Raw genomic sequence first — 23,040 nt, forward strand, 5'->3', positions numbered from 1 at the left:
CGACTGATTTTCAACTTCTTGCCCACTCCCGATGTTTAATACATAATAAACCCGTATTGGTTTTTATCAAGAGTAAAAATTTTAAGGAAACAAAAAAGAACTTTCCCCTGTTAAATAGACTTAATTTTTAAAGTCTTATTTTAACGGGAGCAGTTCAATTTAAAGTTTTTAGCTGTCACTTTAATCTAATACTATTTGCACAGGTTCACTTAAAATAATATTATTATAGGCTAATAATTGGGCTGAATAAAAGATTAAAGTTTCTCCTGGCGATAAAGGTGTCGTTAAATTAATCTGAAACAGTCCCTTTTCATCAGTTTCTGTCTGTAGAAAAGTAACTTTTTCTGCCATCACTCTCTTAAACACGATTAATGTATTGGAAGCTGCTTTTCCTTTCACTTGAATACTAGTTTGTTGCACAGGTTCAATTATTGGTATTGCAGGTCGATTTGGATTGGGGTCAATCTCTTGTATAATTCCTTCTTCAGACATATTGTCAGCTAAATCCACACTAAATACCGAAATGATATCATCTTCTTCAATGGGTGTCGATAATTCTAAGTAAAAATAACCCGTCGAATCTGTAGGAATGATGACCGGTGGTTTGGTCGTTGAACGCAGTAATACTAAAGTATTGGCCTCACTATAGCCAGTGATGACCATTTGTCCCGCAACTAAATGTTGTTCTAATGTCGGGGCATTGGGAGCTTGCGTATCGGTTACACTCGTCTCCATCGTAATGGGAATCGTTTCAATGAGTACTTGATTCGCATCATAGATATTGATTTGAAATTGTTCCGCACTTGCTAATTTCCATGGCAGTTCAATATAAAAATACCCCATCTCATCAAAAGTAACTTGGTAAGTTTGACCATTAGACATTATCGCTTCAATGATATATCCTTCGCCAAATCCTGTTAAAAAAATATCGCCGACATTCGTTTTTGAAAATTCAACATTCGTTTTAGTGGTTACAATGGCTGTGCTTTGAGTCGTCTGCGATGTCGGTTGTGGTGCGGGTGAATATAGCGACTCTTGTAATTGCTCATGGGTTTCATTAGAAGTACTCGTGACCGTTATAGAATGTAATAACGACTCGTCAATCATAAGATCAGGGCCAAATAAAAAGTCTTTATTAAAATTAAATTGACCATGGTTATCAGCTACTCCATCAAATGTATACAATTGTTGATCAAGCAAAATATCAATTTTTAATTCTGCTAAAGGAGACGTTGTACCCGTAATGACAAATTGATTCAAATCAAAAGGCTGTACTTCTAAGAAATGGCTAGTACTAAAATCGATAGTTGTCTGTTCTGTCACAATTTCAGACGTTTCAGTCGATTCTTCTGCATTGGCAATCAATTCCATCGTATTGTTATAGCTTATTAAAAGAACACTTAATAATAAAATAAACTTCTTAATGGAAAACGTCTCCTTTCTTAAAAAAATCTTAAACATAAATTTATTATATGACTTTTGTTATCCGTTTTCAATGATTTTATTCGAAATAATCCTTTGTACCAACTAAAACGATACTCGAATAGGTTAAATGATGAACATGTGAGATATAATTAGAACAAAGTCAAACCATTGTAATACAAACTATTCCGTCTCTATCAATTCGTAATTAGGATCATATCACTATCATAGATGTTTGATTTTTTGTGTCTTCCAACTACTAGAAAACTACAAAACCGGAAATAGCCAAGAGGGAGTGGGTATCAAACTACTCTTTTGACTAACCTTTGAATTGACACTCATCGTATCTAAGCTTCACTCAGTGAAATGAAGCCTAATTGCAATCAAAATCTTTAGAGCAAGTGCTTCATTGAGTAACCATTATTTCTTACCTCTCTGAAAGTTCTAAAATTAAATTAGCCACTTAAATTGTGAATCCTCCCCATTTTTATGATTGAAAATAAAGCTGCTAGTTGCGGTTGGGAGGGGAACTATTTTATGGCTTTCAATACAACAGTAGCACTTTACTTAATGGGAGAATCGGGTAAGCTAAATGACTCGACCGAAAATTTAAGCGAAGTGCGGAAGGTCGGGGAGTGACCCCGCACCCGATTCGATGATTCAGTCAAGTGCTACGGTATAGAAAAAGTATAGAAAAAAACATCTCAAAACGTTATTATTGTAGTGACAAAACCAGAATAAAGGACGTTTTAAGATGTATCATCATTATAATTCATTTTCAGCAGAAAGCAAGACCCGAAATAAACATTTAACCTTGGACGATCGTCATAATATTGAGCGTTGGCACCATAGTGGTAAGTCTAATCGTGAAATTGCGCGTCTTCTAGATAAAGCCCCTCAAACGATTCATAATGAAATCAAAAGAGGGCTTGTGCTTCAACAAGTGAGAAAAGGTCGCTTCAAAAAGATTTATTCTGCTGAGTATGCTCATTCTCAGTATTTAAAACAGCGTGACAAGTGTGGCCGCAAAGTGTCACTTGATAAGGAAACCAAAGAAACACTCGTTCATTTTCTGACCGAAATGAAATATTCACCAGAAATGATCGTTCATTCTAATCTTGTTAACGTTCCTGTTTCAACGATTTACTATTGGATTCATAACGGACATTTAGGTTTAACATCGAATGACCTACTTTATCCACGTAAATTAAAGAAAAAACGTAAGAATACTAGCTCGCAATTTAGAGTGAAAGGTCAATCCATAGAAATGCGTCCGGAAGTCATCAATCAGCGTGGTGAGTACGGTCATTATGAAATTGACACCGTGATTCTAACGCGCAAGACCAATAAATGTTTACTCGTACTAACCGATCGTCGGACACGCCATCAAATTATTCGACTGATTCCAAATAAACAGGCGGCATCCGTCAATAATGCTTTATTAGATATTCTCAATGAATATGCGATTAAATCAATTACTGCGGATAATGGTGTTGAATTTTTTAGACTGCATGAAGTCTTTCCTTATGAGCATATTTATTATGCCCATCCTTATTGTTCTTATGAACGGGGAACAAACGAAAACCACAATCGACTAATAAGGCGGTTTTTACCTAAAGTAACAACAGATGTAACGGAATTAGAAGTAAAGAAAATCGAAAACTGGATTAATCATTATCCGAAAAGAATGTTCAACTACAAATCACCATTTGAGATGATGTACGCTGGCTAATTTAAACTTGAAATTTGCCATTTCTTACCTCTCGCTTACTCAATAAAAAATTTTCAACATTCGTTATTCTAATTAAGATGTCTTCATTAAAATAATATAACTTCTCAATGTTTATGATGCGTTATTCATGGATTGCAACTGATACATTTGATAATAAGTACCTTGTAAAGCAATTAATTCATCATGGGTACCACGTTCAATAATACGGCCTTTATCTAAGACTAATATTTCATTTGCATCCTTAATGGTACTCAAACGGTGAGCAATCGCAATCGTTGTTCGTCCTTGGCGCATCTTTTGTAAACTATTTTGAATATACGTTTCCGTTTCAGTATCAATATTCGCTGTTGCCTCATCGAGTATTAAAAGTTTTGGATGACGTGCCATCGTTCTAGCAAAGGAAATTAATTGTTTTTGACCACTAGAATAACTTGCACCCCGTTCAATCACTTTCTTATGATAGCCTTTAGGATCTGTTTCGATAAAGGTATCAGCATTAACAAATCGCGCCGCCTCTTTAATTTCTTCATCACTTATGGAGGTATCTAATAAACGAATATTACGCGCTACATCTCCATAAAATAAAAATGAATCTTGCAATACTAATCCTACTTGCTCTCTTAATCGTTCGTAACTAAACTCCCTTAAACTATGGCCATCAATTAACACATCACCGGCATGGTATTCATAAAATCGCATCAACACATTGATAATAGAACTTTTACCACTACCTGTATGTCCTACTAAAGCAACCGTTTCACCTGGATTAACCGTAAAAGTAATATTCTTTAAGACATCTTGTTTGCCATCATATGAAAAAGAAACATTTTTAAATTCAACTTTTGCCTGATCAATCGTTGCTTCATCATTCACTAATTGTTCAGGTACTAACTCTTTATGATTCATGACACGCAAAATACGTGAACTTGAAACCACTCCGTCTTGCATTTGGCTCAAGCTTTCCATCATCATGCCCATTGGTCTGAAAAAGGTCGTACTATATTGAGTGAAGGCATAAACAATCCCCACTTCAATCGCTCCATCAAAAAATTGATTTCCTAAAACATAAAAGACAATAGCTAATGATATTGATTCTAATAACGCAATAAAAGGATTCAGCATTAATGCATGCATTGAAATCATTTTGCGACGTCCTCTATACTGTTCTTCGTTATCAATATCAAACTCATCAATCATCCGTTGTTCTTGTCTAAAATGTTGAACTACTGACATTCCCGTAATATTTTCATTCAATTTAGTATTTAATCGACTTAAATTTTCTCGTAAAGTACGATAAACGCGTGAACTATAAGATTGATAATACCAAATAACAGCTAACATGATCGGTAAGAAACCTAAGAATATTAAGGCCATCTTCGGATTTAATAAAAACATTCCTACAAAAACAGATGTAGCGGTGACAATGCCTTCAAATAATGAGAAGAAGACTACCCAAAAATCTTTTAATGTTTCGGTATCATTCGTAATTCTTGAGACAATGGAACCTGCTGGTGTTTGATCAAAATAACGCATTCCTAAGCCATTAATTTTGCGAAAGATTTTATTTCGTATCGATTCTACTGTCTTTTCAGAAGCCATACTAAATAAAAAAGAAGAATAGTAATTACTAATCGCTTGTATGACAATCAACACTAAGTAAATTAAAGCAAATAATAAAGCTGTTTGTAAGGTACCACTAGCATTTCCTAAATACTTATCGATATATGTTTGAATAACACGCGGCATTATGACGGTCACGATAGATGATACTGCACTAAAGAGCATCGCTAAGATAAATTGTCCTTTAAATTCTAGGGCGAACGCCATGATACGACGAGAAACATCAATTTGTTCTTTTACGGGCATTTTTCTAGCCCAATCCGATTTATAAGTTTCTTGTGCACTCATTCTGTCACCTCTTTCGACCATTCTTGTTCTAATTGTTGACGGTCAAACATTTCTTTATACCATCCACCTAAATTAATTAATTCATCATGTGTGCCACGTTCTGAAATCGTTCCATTATCAATGACAATAATTTCATCGGCATGCATCACACTACTAATACGATGAGCTGAAATAATCGTCGATTTATTTTGACGGTTGGCTTTTATTGCATTTAAAATTTCTTCTTCGGTCCGAGCATCAACCGCAGATAATGAATCATCTAAAATAAGTAATTCTGGGTTCATCATCATCGCTCTGGCCATTGAAATACGTTGTTTTTGACCACCAGACAGTGCTACTCCCCGTTCACCAACTAATGTATTATAACCATTGGTAAACCCTTCAATATCATCATGAACACTGGTCAATTTGGCTGCTGCTTCAACGTCCTCTTGGGCCGCTTGCGGATCCGCAAATCGGATATTATCACGAACAGTAGTTGAAAAAAGAAAATTATCTTGAGGAACAAAACCGATATTGGTTAATAAAGAATTTAATGAATAATCTTTAATATCATTTCCATTTAAACTAATCTTACCATCATATTGATCATAGTCTCGCATTAACAATTTGAATATCGAAGATTTACCGGCACCAGTTTTCCCTACAATCCCTAATGTTTGTCCTTGTTTAAGGGTAAATTGGACATTCTCTAATGTCGGTTCTTGATCACCTGGATAGGTAAATTGATTAATATTAAATTCAATATCACCGGTAACAGGTGCTGTTATAGCATCCGCCGCTTCGACAATATGAGTTTTATTTTTTAATAAATTCTCAATCCGATTGTAGCTAACCGCTCCACGTTCTAATGTATTAAATAAGCGTCCAATCGCAATCATCGGCCATCCCATGCGGGTAACATAATTTAGAAATGCTACTAATAAACCAACTGTTAATTCCCCTTTAGAAACTAAATAGCCTCCATAGAACACTGAAATAACCGATGATAAGCCCATCACTGCTTGAATACTGGGTCTAAACAAAGCATCATAACGATAGGCATTGCGGTTTTTTTCAACCACTTTTTTGGTGTGAGCTTCAAAATCTGCAATATCTCGCTCTTCTTCACCAAAAGTCTTAATGACTTTCATGCCACTCATACTTTCTTGAACTTTATCATTCATGGATGAAAAGGCTTCTTGTGCATGTCTGAAATGATAATGAACCTTTTTCCCATTAAAACGGATAATAACCGCCAATAATGGGAGTGGTAAAATAGCCGCTAAACTCAAGCGCCAATCGACTGCAAAAAACATCATGAAGATAGTCATTAAACCTTGAGAAATAGAATCAAATAAAGTTAAGATTCCGCCGCCTGCAACCATTCGTACCGTGGTAACATCAACCGTTGCATGGGCCATTAAATCACCGGTACGGTGTTCTTGAAAGAAAATCGAATCCATCTTAGTAAAATGAACAAATAAACGACGACGTAATATTTTTTCTAATTTAGCACCTGTTCCAAAAATATTCATTCGCCAAAAATAGCGCATAATATACTGGGCAACAGCAATAGCTAATAGTATGGCAATCCAAATCCACAATTGTTTGGCTGTTAATGTTTTGGCTGTCATCCCATCAATAATCGCTGCTATAAGTGCTAACATAAAAATGTACAGTTGTGACAAAATAAAGATGTACAAATAGATGCTTCACAGACAGGAGGAGATAACGGATAATCATTCATGAGGTAATGTGAATGTATAATCCAATCAAGATAGATTTTGCGGAAGATTTAAAAGTGAAATGTCTTAAGGATTTAGCTAATTATAAGGCTGTTATGGAGGTGTGCAATATGAAACCTAATTTTTCTCAACTCGCTCGAGAGTTGGGGAAAGATCGAAGGACGGTTCAGAAGTATTATGAAGGTTTTGAAAAGGCAACGACGAGGGTCAAGCCTTCTCAAGCGGATGACTACTACAAGTTGATCAAGGAGTTGCTTAGCGAAGACTGTATCCAAACTTTTCACTATATTCGCCACTTATGGCGCTATCTTGTAGATAACCATGACCTGCAACTAAAGGAATCTTCTTTCAGATACTATATCAACAAGAAGCCAGAGTTTAAGCAATACTTTGAGAAGAGGAAATTTATGAACAATGAGCCAATCTTGCGTTTTGAGACAGACCCGGGTCAACAACTACAAATAGACTGGAAGGAGAACTTTAAATACGTAACGAAGGAAGGGGAGCTTATTTATCTGAACGTTTTTGTGGGTATCTTAGGTTACTCGCGCTATAGTTTGTATCACGTTACCCTGAATCGGAGGCAATATACCCTATTTGCCGTCTTAAACGACATCTTTGAAAAGCTAGGAGGAATTCCCAAAGAAATACTCAATGATAATATGACGACGATCATGGAAGAGCCACGAACGTCCTATCGTCCTGGCTCTGTTAATCAGAAGTTTGAACAGTTTAGTCGTGATTATAATTTTGATGTCAGAGCTTGTGTCGCTCGGCGTGCAAGTACCAAAGGGAAAGTGGAAAGCCAAATGAAGTTGATTGATGAACTCGATGCTTATCAGGGAAAGTTTTCCTTTGAAGAGTTGGTGGGCCATGTTGAAAAGATGAATCTTCGTAAAAATCTTGAGATCCATCCAACCACCAAAAAATCACCCATGAGTCTCTTGGAATACGAAAAAGACTTCCTATCCCCGCTGCCTAGCAAAGAGATAAGAAGTCGTTACTATTATCAACAAACCGTCAAGGTGAACAGCTCTTCGATGATTAGCTATCAATCGAATCAGTATTCAGTTCCAGCTGAATACATCGGAAAAAGGCTTGGCCTAGAGGTTGAAGACAATACCTTGTATCTTTATGATAACACGAAGTTGATCACTAGTCATCCAGTATCTAATCTGGCCATGAATTACTTGCCAGGACACTATGAACAGCTCGTCGCTAGCACCATGCCCTATAAGTCACAAGAAGAGGTCGAAGCTTATTCAAAAGAAAATTTAGAAAGGTTGAACGCTATTTATGGCAAGAAAGGATAAAACAACGTATCTTCAGCTCAAGGAGAACTTAGACTATCTTAAGCTCACTCAGATGAGCCTGCATTTAGACAGGGTTTTAAGTGGCGATTACGACCACCTCTCCATTGTGGATACCCTTTTAAGGTTAACGAATCATGAGGTAGATATTAAGCGTCAAAATAGTAAGGATATGATGATTAAAATCGCTAAATTACCAATCAATATGACCTTTGAAAACTTTGACTTTGACTTTCAACCAAGCATTCAAGAGCGAGAAATCCGTGATTTGATGACCTTATCTTTTATAGAAAAAAAGGAGAATGTCGTCTTCTTGGGTTCAAGTGGAGTAGGCAAGACCCATTTAGCCGCGGCAATTGGTTTAGAAGCAGCTAAGAATCGCTATAACACCTATTTCATTAAGTGTAGCGATCTCTTAGAGAAGCTCAGAAAGGCTCAGTCAGAGAATCGATTAGAGAGCAGTCTGCGTTATTATAATCGGGCCAGCTTACTCATTATTGACGAACTAGGCTACTTACCCTTAAATCCAGGAGATGAGCGTCTCTTGTTCCAAGTCATTGACCGGCGTTATGAGACTAAGAGCACCATACTCACCACGAATATTTCCTTTGGTAATTGGGATGAGCTGTTTCAAGATGCCTTAATTGCTCATGCGATTGTTGATCGCGTCCTTCATCACTCAAAAGTGATTCAAATTAATGGTGATTCTTATCGGTTAAAAGATCATTTAAACAAGGAAGAAGAGGAATAAACATAGTCAATTCGATATGTAATTGTACATATTTATATTCACACTTTTGTACAATTTTGTGTTGACATTTACAGCTGCAATGACCATTGGCACTAGCGTCGCTAAAATACTCACTAAATATAGCAGTGAGACACCGATAATGTATTGCTTCTTCTCTTGTTTAAAAAACCATCCTAATCTTGAAAATATCTCCAAAATACCACTCTCCTTATATCAATAATTAGTTTACCATTAAAATTTGATAAGTCAATCATTTAACACTGTTAAGTTCTATCACGAAAATCGATTTTTCGTCAGCTTTTCAGTCAATGATACTCGTCTATCCCTAAATAAAAAAAGGAGTGGTTAAAGTAAAAAATCACTGGATTTTCACTTTTTATACCACTCTTACAAGTTTCGTTATTTAATAGCGATCATATCGTGCTAGGCATCAAGTCAGTCAAATGCTTTGCCTGTTAACAGTTTATTGGCCTCAAACGAGTCATTAAGATATCGTTTGAGTCGTACTCACTGCTTCGGTCTGGGGCAAACACAGCCAAAATCAATTGCTATGCTATTTCTTGCCCACTCCCGATTTTTAGGAGTTTTTAACGATTTTCAGCCATTTGAATTAATTTATTCACTTCAAAAGCCGTTAAATCGCGTGAGTCGCCAGGTTGTAAACCTTTTAAGTCTAAAAAGGCATAGCGTTCACGTTTTAACTTCATTACCGGATGTCCGACTGCTTCAAACATTCGTTTTACTTGGTGATTCCATCCTTCATGAATCGTTAATTGTACAATTGCTGTATTATTATCTTTATTAAAATTTATTAATTCTGCTCTGGCTTTACTGGTTTTCTTACCATCAATAACGATGCCGCGTTCTAAACGTCTTAGCGCTTGAATATCCGGTATCCCATTGACTTTCGCAATATAGACTTTATCCATTTGCGAACTTGGATGCATCATTAAATTCGCAAAGTCACCATTATTGGTTAATAATAGTAAACCCGTTGTGTCATAGTCTAATCGTCCTACAGGATAAATCCGTTCCTCAATTTGTGGTAATAAATCTACTACCACTGGACGACCTTTGTCGTCACTAACCGCACTAATATAAGATTTAGGTTTATACATTAAAATATACACTGGGTGTTCACGGTAAATCGGCACGCCATCGACTTCAATTTTATCATTGGCCGATACCTTGAATCCTAATTCAGTGACAACTGTGCCATTAACCGTTACGCGTCCTTCATGAATAATACTTTCACATTTACGGCGACTCTCTACCCCTGCATGCGCCATTACTTTTTGTAGTCTTTCCATTAATCTGACTCCTCTTCGTCAAAATATTCAATTTCCCATTGTTTGGTTGAAAATAATGATTCATTAACCGGTTGACCATGCAAGGCCAGTGGTTCAATTTCCGGTAAATCTTCTAAAGTGGTTAACCCGAAATAATCCATAAAATAATCCGTCGTGCCATATAAAACTGGACGGCCTGGTGCTTCTACACGCCCCACTTCTTTAATTAAATCTCTTAACAACAATCGTTGTAACATACCACTGGATTGTACGCCACGAATCTCGTCAATCCCCATTCGGGTAATCGGTTGACGATAGGCGATAATGGCTAAGGTCTCGATAGCTGCTCTTGAAAGTTGTTGCGTTAGTGGTGACTGGGCAAATTTTTCAACATCTAATTCGAGTTCTTGCTTGGTAATTAAGCGATAGTGCTGATTAAAGTTTACCAATTCAATCGGCGACTGCGCATCATGTTGTAAGTCCAATGATAATTGTTGTAGTGCATTGGTCACATCCGTTAAAGGAACTTCCAAAGCGTTAGCAAGTTGCTCTCTCGTTACCCCTTCATTGCCAGCAACAAATAAGATGCCATGAATTCTTTTAATCAATGGTTCCAAAAAATTCCTCCTATTGTGCAACTGCCTTAATCGTAATCGGGGCGAGTGCTTCTTCTTGGTAAAAGACAATCGATTGCTTTCTCACCATTTCCAGTACTGCCATAAAAGTTGTAATAATTTCATGGCGCGAATGGGAATTTAAAAGTGATGAAAAATTAATTTTTTCCCTATGAGTTTGAATGATAGTACGTATTTCAGCAATTTTCTGTTCTACCGTTAGCGGATCATGTTCAATTTGTCTTTCTTTTGGTGCTCGTGCTAATTCACGTTGTAAAGCTAATGAAAAAGCATCCGCTAATTGTGCTAAGGATATTTCATTTTCTGGTAAAGGAATTGCGCTTTGATATTTTGATAAATCTTCCGCCGGTCGCGTAAATAAATGAGAACGATTGGCTTCTTTAATTTCTAAGGCAGTGGCCACTTGCTGAAATTGTTGATACATTAAGAGTTGTTGTACTAAGATTTCCCTAGGGTCACCTTCATATTCACTATCGATGTCTTCTATCGGCTCAATCGGTAACAACATCCGCGACTTAATTTCTAATAAAGTAGCAGCCATTACTAAATATTCTCCGGCTATATCTAATTCCAATTCTTGCATACTTTTAATATAGGCAATATATTGTTCCGTAATTTCGGTCATTGGAATATCATTGATATCGACTTTTAATTCTTTAATTAAATGCAAAAGCAAATCGAAAGGACCTTGAAATGCTTCTAACTCTAGTTTCAGTATTTCTTTGGTCATCTCGATTTACTCCTCTAACTTACTATTCTTGATTTTCCTCACGATATCTAATCGACCAATTTTTAACGATTTCACTCATCAAAATCGATCCCTGAATCGATGCTTCAGGATATAAGTCTCTTAATTCGACATACATTTGATAGCCTAATCCTTCTGTTCGATAAGACGGTAATAAGGCAGCACGATGAATGGAAATTGCCATTTCAATCTCCTCAGATACGTTTTTATTAATTTCAACTACCAAAACTCCGATGTAGTTGTCTGAGTCTTCTCCTTTATATAGAAAAATCTCATAATTAGGATTTTCTCTAATCGCTTCAATGATTTCATGTTGCTCTGCCGATGTCATTGAATCATCAAATGTATATGATAATAATCCCCATACTATTTTTTCATTTTTATTTTTTGAACGTATAAGCATGTAATGCCTCTTTCCATAATTTTGAAGCACAAATGACCTGTTTAAAAGAGTCCTGTTCATTTGAACTTCGTTTTGTTAATTTAAATTGCTATTGATTCATTGTCTGAGAATCCCTCTGGTCTTACTATTGAACTCTTAATCACCGAAATATACTAACATTAAAAGACGAAAAATGCAAATCTTTCCTCAGAACAATCAGCTTTGAAAGTGAAGATAGGTGTTCATTTAGACCCGATTCCTCACCCTAATCTAAGCGAGCGATGGTACCACGTAATAATTTTTTGAAATTGGGTTTCGCTTTTTGTGAATTTTCCATCACTTCTTCATGATTTAAGGTTGCTTGCATCCCAGCAGCATAATTAGTAATGCATGAAATCCCAATGACTTCCATGCCACAATGTCTTGCTACAATCACTTCCGGTACCGTTGACATACCAACAGCATCCCCACCGATAGTACGTGCATAACGAATTTCCGCTGGTGTTTCGTAAGTTGGTCCTGTAAACCAAGTATAAACCCCTTCTTGTAAAGTAATCCCAATCTCTTGAGCCACTTCTTTTAGTAAAGCTTGACCTCTTTTACTATAAGCTTCAGACATATCGACAAAACGTGGACCATGCTCCTCAATATTCGCTCCAATTAAAGGATTTTCTCCGGTGATGTTTAATTGATCTGTAATGATCATTAAGTCCCCTGGCGTAAAGTTTTCATTCACTCCACCTGCTGCATTGGTTACAATCACCGTTTTACATCCTAATTCTTTGAAAATGCGCACGGGATAAGTGACAGTTTGTAAATCATAGCCTTCGTAATAATGAAAACGTCCTTGTAAGGCAATAACTTTTTTACCTTCTAACTCACCATATACCAATTGACCCGCATGACCGGCTACGGTTGAAACAGGAAAACTGGGAATATCTTCGTAAGGAATGACGATTTTGTTTTCAATCTCATCCGCTAATTCACCTAACCCAGAACCTAAAATTAATGCGATTTGTGGGTCTAGAATACCTTGATTGATTAAATATTGAGTGGTTTCTTTAAACATATTATGCCTCCTAAATTAATTGAGATAAGAATGATTGGCCAAGTCCGGTTGATTCAACCTCGAAATTATCAGAAATGGTTGCTGCAATGTCTGCAAAGTGAGTCGCTTGTAATTCTTTTGGTTCCTTTAATGATGGACTATAAACTAAAATTGGCACATACTCGCGAGTATGGTCGGTACCAGTAAAGGTTGGATCATTTCCATGGTCGGCAGTAATGATTAATAAGTCGTCTTCTTGCATTTTTTCATAAATTTCAGGAAGACGTGCATCAAATTCTTCTAACGCTTGGGCATAGCCTTCTGGGTTACGACGATGACCATAGACAGCATCAAAGTCGACTAAGTTGGTAAAACTTAAGCCAGTAAAATCTTGATCCATGACACGTAATAAGGTGTCAACACCATCCATATTATTTTGCGTACGATTGCTTTCAGTAATTCCTTTTTCATTAAAAATATCAGCAATCTTCCCTACTGAAATAACACTTTTTCCTGCATTTTTTAAGAAATCTAAAGTCGTATCCGAAAATGGACTCAACGCGTAGTCATGACGATTTGCTGTCCGCACAAAATTACCTGGTTCCCCAACATAAGGACGCGCAATAATTCGGCCTAACATATAAGGATCTTCTAAAGTAATTTCACGAGCATACTCACAAATACGGTATAACTCTTCTAATGGTATCACTTTTTCATGAGCAGCTATTTGTAATACGGAATCAGCTGAAGTATAAACAATTAAGTCACCCGTTTCCATTTGATGCTTACCATAATCTTCTAGCACCTCTGTACCAGAGTATGGTAAGTTACAAACAATTTTACGACCAGCAAAAGCCTCAATTTTATCTAGTAATTCTTGAGGGAATCCATCGGGAAAAACACGGAAAGGCGTCTTAATATGTAATCCCATAATTTCCCAGTGACCTGTCATCGTGTCTTTCCCTGCAGAAATTTCTTCTAATTTAGTCCAATATCCTTTCGTTTGTTCAACTGGAGTCATTCCTTGTAAGGGCTCGATATTGACTAAACCTAATTCAGTTAAATGAGGTAGTGATAGTCCTGCAGTTTTAGCAATATTGCCTAATGTATGAGCACCCACATCACCAAAGTCTTTAGCATCTGGTGCTTCTCCGATTCCGACTGAATCCATTACAATGAGATGGATACGATTAAATTTTGTCATATAACTTCCTTCTTTCTTTAAAATGATTAATATTTACATTTGTTATCTAAATTAATAGTTATCTAATTTAATATCGATAGGATGTCTATTAAGCGATTGACCTGTTATCAAGAACGTGGGAAAGCTTTCCGATATACTTCTTGCAAACGTGCTTTAGAAATATGGGTATATATTTGAGTGGTAGAAATATCAGAATGTCCTAATAATTCTTGTACCATCCTTAAATCGGCTCCATGTTCTAATAAATGCGTCGCAAATGAATGACGTAAAACATGTGGTGAAACGGCATCATTATCCAGTCCTATTTGCGCTACGTATTTCTTAATGTTTTTCCAAATACCTTGTCTAGTAAAAGGTTTACCGCGCTCAGTTAAAAAGACAATATCCGTTGGTTTCCCTTTACGTTGAAATGCAGGTCTAACTTCTTCAAAATAGCGTTGCATCCAATAGGTTGCTTCTTCACCTATCGGAACGATTCTTTCTTTATTCCCTTTACCAATCGTTCGGATAAAGCCTAACTCTAGATGACAATGGCGCATCGATAAATGGGTCAATTCACTCACTCTTAGGCCACTCGCGTACATCACTTCCAAAATAGCTCGATCACGAATCCCCCAAGTCGTACTTAAATCAGGGGCCTGTAATAAATCATCAATTTCATTAACCGTAAGTGCTTTAGGTAGACGTTTGGGCTTTTTAGCACTTTTAATCATGGTCATCGGCGATTGTTCGATGACCTTTTCGATTACCAAATAATTAAAAAATTGTTTTAAACTGGATAACATGCGATTGGTTGAACTCGCTGAGTAATGATCCGCTTTTAACTGTGCTAAAAAATTTTGGATTAAAGGTTTATTTAATTGTAACATCGTCTCAATGTTTTGTGCTTTAACAAACTCATTAAACTTTCGCAAGTCACGGCCATAACTTTCAATTGTATTACTAGAACGCGCCTGGTCTAATAATAAGTATCGCTTAAAATCTTCGATATAGGAACTTAACATTATAATCGATAAATTCCTTCATTTTTCTCTTGTCTAATTTTTTTATTTTTTAAAAGATTACCTACGGCGCGTTTAAATTGTGCTTTACTAATCCCTAATTGTGCTTGAATCGCTTCTGGATCAGATTTATCATGCAAAGCTAAAAATCCATTAGGAACTTTGTCTAAAATAGCTAAAATCATTTGCGCATCATCGGTAATCGTTTCATGAGCACGAGGACGCATAGAACCATTTAGAGAGCAGTCTCGTGCGACATTCACCACACGCACAGTGACTTCTTGCCCTAATCTTAATGTTTCCGTTTGTTCACTCTCATGAATGAACACTCTAAATCCTTCTTCAGAAATGGCTAATGCACCCGCTAATTTTACTTGATAGATTGTCACCTTTAATTCTTGGTTCATTAATCGTTCTGGTGCTTTTTTAAATAATTGATTAAATTGTTCTACTTCAGCAAACTGTCCCCAAAAACGATTCTTGTCATCTACAAAGAAAGTCAGATATAGTTTATCGCCTTTCTTCGGCCATAACTGTTTATTTTCTGGTAAATAATCCAGTGACATCACGACATCTTTTTCTTCCAATCCGACATCGATAAAAACTCCTAAATCTTTACGAGCACTGATAACAGTCCCCCAACCATAATATCCTGGTCGAATTAAAGGTAATTCTGTTTGCATCACTTTTTGGTTAAAGCGATTCTCATAAATCATCCCTTCAACCGTTTCTCCTAATGTATAAGTATCCTCGGTTGTTTTTTTATTTAATTCGAAGGTAACCCCTTCATACTGTGCATAAAAAGCTTGTTCATTCTCATCAGTAATTTTACCGACGACGATTTGTCCATATTTCACTAACAACACCTCACATTCATTCAATATTTTAACATAATTCACTATAAAATGCTTTCAAAAACATTAATTTCTCTAGGACTAATCTTATTCAAACCATCATTGATTTGTTTTTATTATAACTTTCATCTTAAAAAAAGCACTGCCTAAGTTCAACTCAAGCAGTACTTCATAAATTTAAGTATTGTATTATTACCTTTCATCCTACCCTATAAAGTGAAACATAGCATCATCGTTGAATATTACCAAATAACACTCCTTGACAGTTATTAGTACGTTCTCGATTATACTAATAGGGCGAACTTGGCATTGTCGTGGGGAATGAACTGGAAGTAGAAAATTTAATAATTTCCGCTTCGTCTGTTCACCCACGCAAAGTTGTGAGTAGACCAGAAGTAGAAAATCAAATGATTTTCGCTTCATTGGCCTACCTCCGCACAGTTGGGAGTGGACCAGAAGTAGAAATTGAATAATCTTCGCTCGTCTGTCCACCCCCGCACAGTTGGGAGTGGACCAGAAGTAGAAAATCGAATGATTTTCGCTTCGTCGGCCTACCCCCGCACAGTTGGGAGTGGACCAGAAGTAGAAATTGAATAATTTTCGCTTCGTTTGTCCACCCCCGCACAGTTGGGAGTGGACCAGAAGTAGAAAATCGAATGATTTTCGCTTCGTCGGCCTACCCCCGCACAGTTGGGAGTGGACCAGAAGTAGAAATTGAATAATTTTCGCTTCGTTTGTCCACCCCCGCACAGTTGAGTAGGCCTCAAACAAGTTGCAAGACGCAGATTGAGGCCACTCAACCACTGCGCTATTAATATCGAGCAATCACTTGATTGATTTTATCAAATTTATGCCAAACCTCGTTAAGACGCAGTTTGAGGCCACTCAACCACTGCGCTTTTAAATATCGAGCACTAATCTGAGTGAATTGGTCAAGATTATTCTAAACCTCGTTACGACGCAGTTTGAGGCCACTCAACCACTGTGCTTTTAAATATCGAGCACTAATCTGAATGAATTGGTCAAGATTATTCTCAGCCTCGTTAAGACGCAGTTTGAGGCCACTCAATCACTGCGCTTTTAATTAACGCACAATAATTTTGACTAAATTTATCAAATTTATGCCCAGCCTCTTATGCCTACTCTCAATTAACTTAACGCTTCTTAAAATAAGCTTAATTGATCTTCATCTGGTAAATGGTCTAAGACCCCATTTTCAGTAAGATATTCAATAATTGTTTTCGAAACTTTGCCACGTTTTTGTAAATCTTCTTTGGAAATAAAAGGCGCTTCTGAGCGTGCTTTAACGATTTGTTGCGCGACACTTAGACCTAAGCCTGATACTGCATTGAAAGGTGGAATGAGCGTATCTCCTTCGATTTTAAAGACATCAGCTTCTGATTTATCAATATCAATCATCGAGAATTTAAAGCCTCGCTCCAGCATTTCATTCGCTAATTCTAGGACGGTTTGTAAACTCTTTTCCTTCACTGAAGCATCAAACCCTTTCGCTTGGATTTCTCGAATACGTCGCTTGACCATCTCTTTTCCTTGATGCATGGCTACTAAATCGAAATCTTCAGCCCGAATTGAAAAATAAGCAGCATAATAATACATTGGATAGTGCACTTTAAAGTATGCCACCCGTAAGGCCATCATAATATAGGCTGCCGCATGGGCTTTCGGAAACATATACTTAATCTTTAAGCAAGAGTCAATGTACCACTCAGGTACTTTATTTTCACGCATGGTTTCTTGCCAATCATCTGGGATACCTTTCCCTTTACGAACACTTTCCATAATCTTGAAGGCTAAGCCATCTTCAATTCCATATTGCATTAAGGTCACCATAATATCATCACGACATCCAATTACTTTGGCTAGCGTCGTCGTTTTATTTTTAATTAGCTCTTGCGCGTTTCCTAACCAAACGTCGGTACCATGTGACAGACCTGAAATTTGCAGTAATTCTGCAAAAGTCTTAGGTTTGGTTTCCGTTAACATCCCTCTAACGAAGAAAGTTCCGAATTCTGGTACGCCCAAAGTTCCTGTTTCCGAAAAGATTTGCTCACTTGTCACCCCTAATGCTTCCGGTCCACTAAATAAAGACATCACATCTGGGTCATTCATCGGAATGGTTTGGGGGTCAATGCCACTTAAATCTTGTAATTTCCGAATCATTGTCGGATCATCGTGTCCTAATATATCAAGTTTTAGGACATTGTCATGAATTGAATGGAAATCAAAATGGGTAGTTCGCCATTCGGCTGACAAATCATCAGCTGGATACTGCACGGGTGTAAAATCAAAAACATCCATATAATCTGGAATAACAATAATCCCTCCCGGATGTTGACCAGTAGTTCTTTTTACACCTTCAATTCCTTTGGCTAAGCGTTCTTTTTCTGCTTGTGGCATATGTTCTCCGGTAGTTTCGAGATAACCTCTCACATAACCAAATGCGGTCTTTTCTGCAACTGTCGAAATGGTTCCGGCACGATAAACATAATCTTCACCGAATAATACTTTGGTATAAGCATGGGCACGTGGTTGATACTCACCAGAGAAGTTCAAATCGATATCGGGTACTTTGTCACCATAGAATCCCAAGAAAGTCTCAAATGGAATATCATGGCCATCTCGGTGTAAAGGTTTGCCACAATGCGGACAATCCTTCGGTTGTAAGTCAAAACCTGACCCAACTTCCCCCTTAGTGAAGAATTCACTAAATTTACACTCTTTACAATAATAATGGGGTGCTAAAGGATTGACTTCGGTAATTCCTGTCATGGTTGCGACTAACGAAGAACCTACCGAACCCCGTGAACCAACTAAATAACCATCTTCATTACTTTTATGAACCAGTTTTTGGGAAATTAAATAAATAACCGCAAAACCATTTGAAATTATCGAATTCAGTTCTTTTTCAATACGTGCTTCAACAATTTCAGGCAATGGATCGCCATATAATTCATGCGCTTTATCATAACTTAAGCGACGGATTTCTTCATTACTACCTGGAATATTAGGTGTAAATAGTTTATCCTTTATTACTTCGATTTCATCAATTGAATCAGCAATTTTTTGGGTATTGGTTACCACTAATTCTTTAGCCTTTTCACTACCTAAAAAAGCAAATTCCATCAACATTTCATCCGTCGTTCTAAAATGAACAGGTGGTAAAAACACTTGACGATTGGCATTAATTTTCATTGATTTAATTAGAATTTCACGATAAATTGAGTCTTTTTCATCTAAGTAATGAACATTACCAGTCGCAACAACCGGAATATTCTTTTCTTCACCTAAACGTACTAATTCACGCATGATGTTTTCTAAATCGGCTACTGAACCTAATTGTTCTTGGTCGATTAAAGTTTGATAAACTGATTTTGGTTGAAGTTCAATATAATCATAAAAATCTACTAACTCCGCCGTCTCATCAAACCCTTTTTGCATCATCGTAGTGAAAATTTCCCCCTCACTACAAGCCGTACCAACTAGTAAATTTTCGCGATATTTGACTAATAAGCTTCGCGGTACTCGTGGCGTTCTAAAGAAATACTTAACATTGGATTCAGAAATAATTTTGAATAAATCTTTTAATCCTTCTTGATTTTTCGCTAAGAGCGTCGCATGAAATGGACGAGCATTTTTATAACTATCACCCTCACCTAATTGATCATTTAATTGCGAATGCATGGTCATATTAAAATCATCTTTAGCTTGTTCTAACAATTTATACAAAATATAACCCGTTGTTTCCGAGTCAAAGACTGCCCGGTGATGTTGTTCTAAATTGATATTATAATGTTTGGCTAAAGTATTTAAACGATGCGCCCGTAAATGACTATTAACTAAACGTGACAACTCCAAAGTATCAATGACAGGTTGTGTTGTCTCTTTAAGTCCCATACGAAGATAGCCTTTATTTAAGAATCCCATATCAAAGCTCGCATTATGCGCCACTAAAATCGTATCTTTACTAAATTCATAAAATTTTTGTAAAACTTCGGCTTCTGGGGGCGCATCTTGTAACATTGCGTCAGTAATACCGGTTAACTCTGTCGTAAAGGCAGAAAGCGGATGACCCGGATTAATAAAGGCTTCAAACGTATCGATCACTTCGCCATTTTGCATTTTGACACCAGCTAATTCGATAATTTTATCATAAACAGCCGAAAGCCCCGTTGTTTCCACGTCAAACACTACATAGGTAGCCGAATCTAACTCGATTGGTTGTGGGTAATAAGCAATCGGTTCACCATCATTGACGACATAAGCTTCAATACCATAGAGCACTTTAATGTTATTCGCTTTTCCTGCAGAATAAGCTTCTGGAAAGGCTTGGGCGGCCCCATGATCGGTAATAGCAATAGCTGGATGCCCCCATTTAGCAGCTTGTTTAATAAAATCACTAACACTATTAGTAGCATCCATTTGACTCATATTAGAATGTAAATGCAACTCAACTCGTTTTTCACCCTCTGGTGCACGATCAACCCGTTCGTTATGGGTAATATGACGAATACTACGGGGTCTAAAGTCTAATTCTGATGTAAAGTTATCCGGTACCATATCCCCTTCTAGACGTAACCAGTCGCCCTTATTGTACAAGGTAAATGATTCTTTTTTAATACCGCGTCCACTCATTAATTTTACAGTTACCGAACTCGTATAGTCCGTGACTTTTAAAATCATTAATTGATTGCCTGAACGTAAATCTTTAATTTCTTTACTAAAGACATACCCTTCAATGACTTGTCTAAATTGATTATCAGGCAATTCTTTGATGGGGGTAATAATGTTGCTGGTAATGTCTTTACCGATTGGTTTAATATCACTATTATTAACTGGTGCTTCAATACGCGTTTGTTGTTGACGCTTTTCAGCCATTACCATCGCGTCTTTAAGATTTTTTTCATCTTCCAACATCTTACGTTCCATTACACTTAAACGTTCTGCTTCATGTAATTTTTCATCAAAATAATATTCAATTTGAATATTGTTAATTCCAACTCTTGCTAAATGTTCCATTAATAAAGAATGATATTGGTTTTGGATAACATCAATTTGTTGTTCCATTGCTAAAGCAACTTTAATTGTTCGACCATCCAATTGATGCTTAGCTGAACCTAAAAGTGTTTTAACGAATGGTTTTTCCATTGAAACGACACTTAAAACGGCCGTCCAATAATCTAAAATAATTTCATCAGTCAATTGATCATGATCAAACTGCCACCAAACCTCCACTTTAGCAATAGCTGAAAAAGCCATGCGCAAATGGTGTATAAAAACATTATAAACATGTGGATGGAATCGTTCGGCACTCTTCAAATGAAAATGCCATTGATTTGATTGTGCTAAAATATCGACATGGTCAATAGCTGTTTGCGATAAAGCGTCTAAAATATCTTCATCTTGCAATTGAATTTGATTTAACAAATGTTGAAATAATTCTGTCTTGTCCATCATTATCCTCCATTTCCACTAACATAAAGAAAAGGAGGCGGATAAAGTCACCTGCGTCACTTTATTGCCACCTCATCTTTTCTTGGCTTTTATATTTTATCAAACTATACGATTAAAAGAAAGCTCTCATAATATCATTCCAAGTCACTACTATCATCAAAATAAATAAGATTGCTACTCCAATTAAAGTAATAATGCCTTCTTTTTCTTGTGCTAGTGGTTTTCCTCTAATAGCTTCATAAATATTTAAGATAATTTTTCCGCCATCAAGTGCTGGTATAGGTAATAAATTCATAATACCTAAGTTTGCACTTAACATAGACATAAAGCTGATGACCGTTAAGGCGCCATGTTGGACAACTGTATTGGTCATTTGTGCCATGGCTACCGGTCCCCCAAATTGATTCACATCAAAACCACGCTTAAACATTCCTAAAATAGTAGAAATAACCATCGTGATTACAGCCCATGTTTGGCTAAAGCCAAATAATAAGCGACTCTTGATGCTTGTGTCATAAGAACGGATAATCCCAATCTGTCCAAATGTTTGCCCAGATTCCTCATCCTTAACTTCGTTAACGGTAATTTGACTGGTGTGGGTCTGATTATCACGTTGATATTCGATAGGAATTGTTTTTCCAGGATTTGCTTGGATGGCCATCGCTAATTCGTTCCAATTATTAATCGTTTGATCCCCAAATTTCGTTATCCGGTCTCCTGCTATTAAACCGGCTGTGGCTGCTGGAGAATCAGCACTTACCTCACCTATGATGGAAGTATCTGACACAACGCCTCCTGAAATTAAGGCAACAATCATAAACCCAACGATAGCTAAAATAAAGTTGTTCACTGGTCCGGCAATATTGGTCTTAATTTTATTCCAAGGGGTGGCACTTTCATAACGTGTCGCTCTTGGTGAAACCAAAACTTTAGTACCATCGGCCTCGGTAATAAAAGCATTTGGATCTACTTGATAGGTCACCATCGTTTCTTGCCCAATGGGAAGTGCTCGTATCATCATCTTATCAATCAATTCTGCTTCATCTACTTGTACCGGTAATTCCTCAGGGTCATTTTTATCGGAAAGATTAATACCAGTGACAATGTTTTGTTCATTGAGGATTAATCCTACTTGCATCCCCGGTTCAATCCCGTCTTCTTCATTTAAACCTGCTAAGCGCACGTAACCTCCTAATGGCAACATTCGCACGGTATAAGTCGTTCCGGATTTATCTTGTTTGGCAAATAATTTAGGACCCATACCTAAAGCAAATTCCCGCACCCGAATCCCGGCTTTTTTGGCAAAATAATAATGCCCAAATTCATGATATACAACAATAATTGAAAATATCAGTAAAAATATGACAATTGTTTTTAACATTTAAAACACCTTTTCTTAATGAATATGCTTCATATTATAGCATAACACCCACAATTTATTGAAGAAAATGGGCAAACAGTTTAATAAATCTATTTGGCTCCATCTATTAGTTTATAGCGCAGTGGTTGTACGATCTCAAACTGCGTCTTAAAGACTTGTTTGAGACCTACTAAACT

At 36.8% G+C, this 23,040-nt stretch carries 16 protein-coding genes; 3 read left to right on the top strand and 13 right to left on the bottom strand.

Annotation, left to right across the window (positions count from 1 at the left end; translation table 11 throughout):
* Nucleotides 1-180: 180 nt before the first annotated feature.
* Nucleotides 181-1,461, bottom strand: coding sequence for a hypothetical protein (locus CYJ72_RS01605; protein ID WP_284630235.1), 1,281 nt, complete (start codon nucleotides 1,459-1,461; stop codon nucleotides 181-183).
* Between the two features lie 715 nt (nucleotides 1,462-2,176).
* Here CYJ72_RS01605 and CYJ72_RS01610 point away from each other — a divergent pair.
* The gene (locus CYJ72_RS01610) at nucleotides 2,177-3,154 is read left to right on the top strand and encodes an IS30 family transposase (protein WP_284630236.1); all 978 of its coding nucleotides are present in this window, start codon (nucleotides 2,177-2,179) and stop codon (nucleotides 3,152-3,154) included.
* 111 nt (nucleotides 3,155-3,265) lie between these two features.
* Here the strand turns inward: CYJ72_RS01610 and CYJ72_RS01615 are convergent, their stop codons facing one another.
* Nucleotides 3,266-5,062: an ABC transporter ATP-binding protein gene (locus tag CYJ72_RS01615; RefSeq protein ID WP_284630237.1), complete on the bottom strand. Its 1,797-nt coding sequence runs from the start codon at nucleotides 5,060-5,062 to the stop codon at nucleotides 3,266-3,268.
* Nucleotides 5,059-6,711, bottom strand: a complete 1,653-nt coding sequence (locus tag CYJ72_RS01620) for an ABC transporter ATP-binding protein (RefSeq protein ID WP_348651911.1) — start codon at nucleotides 6,709-6,711, stop codon at nucleotides 5,059-5,061. The genes CYJ72_RS01615 and CYJ72_RS01620 overlap by 4 nt, the downstream gene beginning before the upstream one ends.
* Before the next feature lie 92 nt (nucleotides 6,712-6,803).
* Between CYJ72_RS01620 and istA the strand changes: the two genes are divergently transcribed.
* Together istA and istB are read left to right on the top strand one after the other, a co-directional pair.
* Nucleotides 6,804-8,102: an IS21 family transposase gene (istA, locus tag CYJ72_RS01625; protein ID WP_284628750.1), complete on the top strand. Its 1,299-nt coding sequence runs from the start codon at nucleotides 6,804-6,806 to the stop codon at nucleotides 8,100-8,102.
* On the top strand, nucleotides 8,086-8,850 hold the full coding sequence (gene istB / locus CYJ72_RS01630; protein WP_284628748.1) for an IS21-like element helper ATPase IstB: 765 nt from the start codon (nucleotides 8,086-8,088) through the stop codon (nucleotides 8,848-8,850). Before istA ends, istB begins: the two co-directional genes overlap by 17 nt.
* Before the next feature lie 587 nt (nucleotides 8,851-9,437).
* Here istB and CYJ72_RS01635 read toward each other — a convergent pair.
* The 10 genes from CYJ72_RS01635 to rseP all read right to left on the bottom strand — a co-directional run bounded on the left by CYJ72_RS01635 (nucleotide 9,438) and on the right by rseP (nucleotide 22,864).
* The gene (locus tag CYJ72_RS01635) at nucleotides 9,438-10,160 is read right to left on the bottom strand and encodes a pseudouridine synthase (protein ID WP_066124031.1); all 723 of its coding nucleotides are present in this window, start codon (nucleotides 10,158-10,160) and stop codon (nucleotides 9,438-9,440) included.
* Nucleotides 10,160-10,756 carry an SMC-Scp complex subunit ScpB gene (scpB, locus tag CYJ72_RS01640; protein WP_245631241.1) on the bottom strand — a complete coding sequence of 199 codons (597 nt, stop codon included), beginning with the start codon at nucleotides 10,754-10,756 and terminating at the stop codon, nucleotides 10,160-10,162. Before scpB ends, CYJ72_RS01635 begins: the two co-directional genes overlap by 1 nt.
* Before the next feature lie 10 nt (nucleotides 10,757-10,766).
* The gene (locus CYJ72_RS01645) at nucleotides 10,767-11,504 is read right to left on the bottom strand and encodes a segregation and condensation protein A (protein WP_101813812.1); all 738 of its coding nucleotides are present in this window, start codon (nucleotides 11,502-11,504) and stop codon (nucleotides 10,767-10,769) included.
* Nucleotides 11,505-11,526: 22 nt separating this feature from the next.
* On the bottom strand, nucleotides 11,527-11,925 hold the full coding sequence (locus tag CYJ72_RS01650; RefSeq protein WP_101813811.1) for a hypothetical protein: 399 nt from the start codon (nucleotides 11,923-11,925) through the stop codon (nucleotides 11,527-11,529).
* 244 nt (nucleotides 11,926-12,169) lie between these two features.
* The gene (locus tag CYJ72_RS01655) at nucleotides 12,170-12,973 is read right to left on the bottom strand and encodes a purine-nucleoside phosphorylase (RefSeq protein ID WP_284630238.1); all 804 of its coding nucleotides are present in this window, start codon (nucleotides 12,971-12,973) and stop codon (nucleotides 12,170-12,172) included.
* Between the two features lie 10 nt (nucleotides 12,974-12,983).
* Nucleotides 12,984-14,156, bottom strand: coding sequence for a phosphopentomutase (gene deoB / locus CYJ72_RS01660; RefSeq protein WP_284630239.1), 1,173 nt, complete (start codon nucleotides 14,154-14,156; stop codon nucleotides 12,984-12,986).
* A gap of 107 nt (nucleotides 14,157-14,263) precedes the next feature.
* Complete coding sequence (xerD, locus tag CYJ72_RS01665; RefSeq protein ID WP_101813808.1) at nucleotides 14,264-15,160, bottom strand: site-specific tyrosine recombinase XerD; 897 nt, start codon at nucleotides 15,158-15,160, stop codon at nucleotides 14,264-14,266.
* Nucleotides 15,160-16,014 (bottom strand): CvfB family protein, encoded by an 855-nt coding sequence (locus CYJ72_RS01670; protein WP_284630240.1) that lies wholly within the window; start codon nucleotides 16,012-16,014, stop codon nucleotides 15,160-15,162. Before CYJ72_RS01670 ends, xerD begins: the two co-directional genes overlap by 1 nt.
* 1,161 nt (nucleotides 16,015-17,175) lie before the next feature.
* Nucleotides 17,176-21,486: a PolC-type DNA polymerase III gene (locus CYJ72_RS01675; protein ID WP_066125888.1), complete on the bottom strand. Its 4,311-nt coding sequence runs from the start codon at nucleotides 21,484-21,486 to the stop codon at nucleotides 17,176-17,178.
* Between the two features lie 109 nt (nucleotides 21,487-21,595).
* Complete coding sequence (gene rseP, locus CYJ72_RS01680; RefSeq protein WP_101813806.1) at nucleotides 21,596-22,864, bottom strand: RIP metalloprotease RseP; 1,269 nt, start codon at nucleotides 22,862-22,864, stop codon at nucleotides 21,596-21,598.
* Nucleotides 22,865-23,040: the final 176 nt, after the last annotated feature.

Source organism: Globicatella sanguinis, from assembly GCF_002847845.2.
In the GTDB taxonomy this organism is placed as follows: Bacteria; Bacillota; Bacilli; order Lactobacillales; family Aerococcaceae; genus Globicatella; species Globicatella sanguinis.

Bases quoted from the DNA above. Each gene is read 5' to 3' on its own strand.
- CYJ72_RS01605 (WP_284630235.1), bottom strand. From the start codon at position 1,461: ATGTTTAAGATTTTTTTAAGAAAGGAGACGTTTTCCATTAAGAAGTTT.
- CYJ72_RS01610 (WP_284630236.1), top strand. From the start codon at position 2,177: ATGTATCATCATTATAATTCATTTTCAGCAGAAAGCAAGACCCGAAAT.
- CYJ72_RS01615 (WP_284630237.1), bottom strand. From the start codon at position 5,062: ATGAGTGCACAAGAAACTTATAAATCGGATTGGGCTAGAAAAATGCCC.
- CYJ72_RS01620 (WP_348651911.1), bottom strand. From the start codon at position 6,711: ATGTTAGCACTTATAGCAGCGATTATTGATGGGATGACAGCCAAAACA.
- istA (WP_284628750.1), top strand. From the start codon at position 6,804: ATGTATAATCCAATCAAGATAGATTTTGCGGAAGATTTAAAAGTGAAA.
- istB (WP_284628748.1), top strand. From the start codon at position 8,086: ATGGCAAGAAAGGATAAAACAACGTATCTTCAGCTCAAGGAGAACTTA.
- CYJ72_RS01635 (WP_066124031.1), bottom strand. From the start codon at position 10,160: ATGGAAAGACTACAAAAAGTAATGGCGCATGCAGGGGTAGAGAGTCGC.
- CYJ72_RS01645 (WP_101813812.1), bottom strand. From the start codon at position 11,504: ATGACCAAAGAAATACTGAAACTAGAGTTAGAAGCATTTCAAGGTCCT.
- CYJ72_RS01650 (WP_101813811.1), bottom strand. From the start codon at position 11,925: ATGCTTATACGTTCAAAAAATAAAAATGAAAAAATAGTATGGGGATTA.
- CYJ72_RS01655 (WP_284630238.1), bottom strand. From the start codon at position 12,973: ATGTTTAAAGAAACCACTCAATATTTAATCAATCAAGGTATTCTAGAC.
- deoB (WP_284630239.1), bottom strand. From the start codon at position 14,156: ATGACAAAATTTAATCGTATCCATCTCATTGTAATGGATTCAGTCGGA.
- xerD (WP_101813808.1), bottom strand. From the start codon at position 15,160: ATGTTAAGTTCCTATATCGAAGATTTTAAGCGATACTTATTATTAGAC.
- CYJ72_RS01675 (WP_066125888.1), bottom strand. From the start codon at position 21,486: ATGATGGACAAGACAGAATTATTTCAACATTTGTTAAATCAAATTCAA.
- rseP (WP_101813806.1), bottom strand. From the start codon at position 22,864: ATGTTAAAAACAATTGTCATATTTTTACTGATATTTTCAATTATTGTT.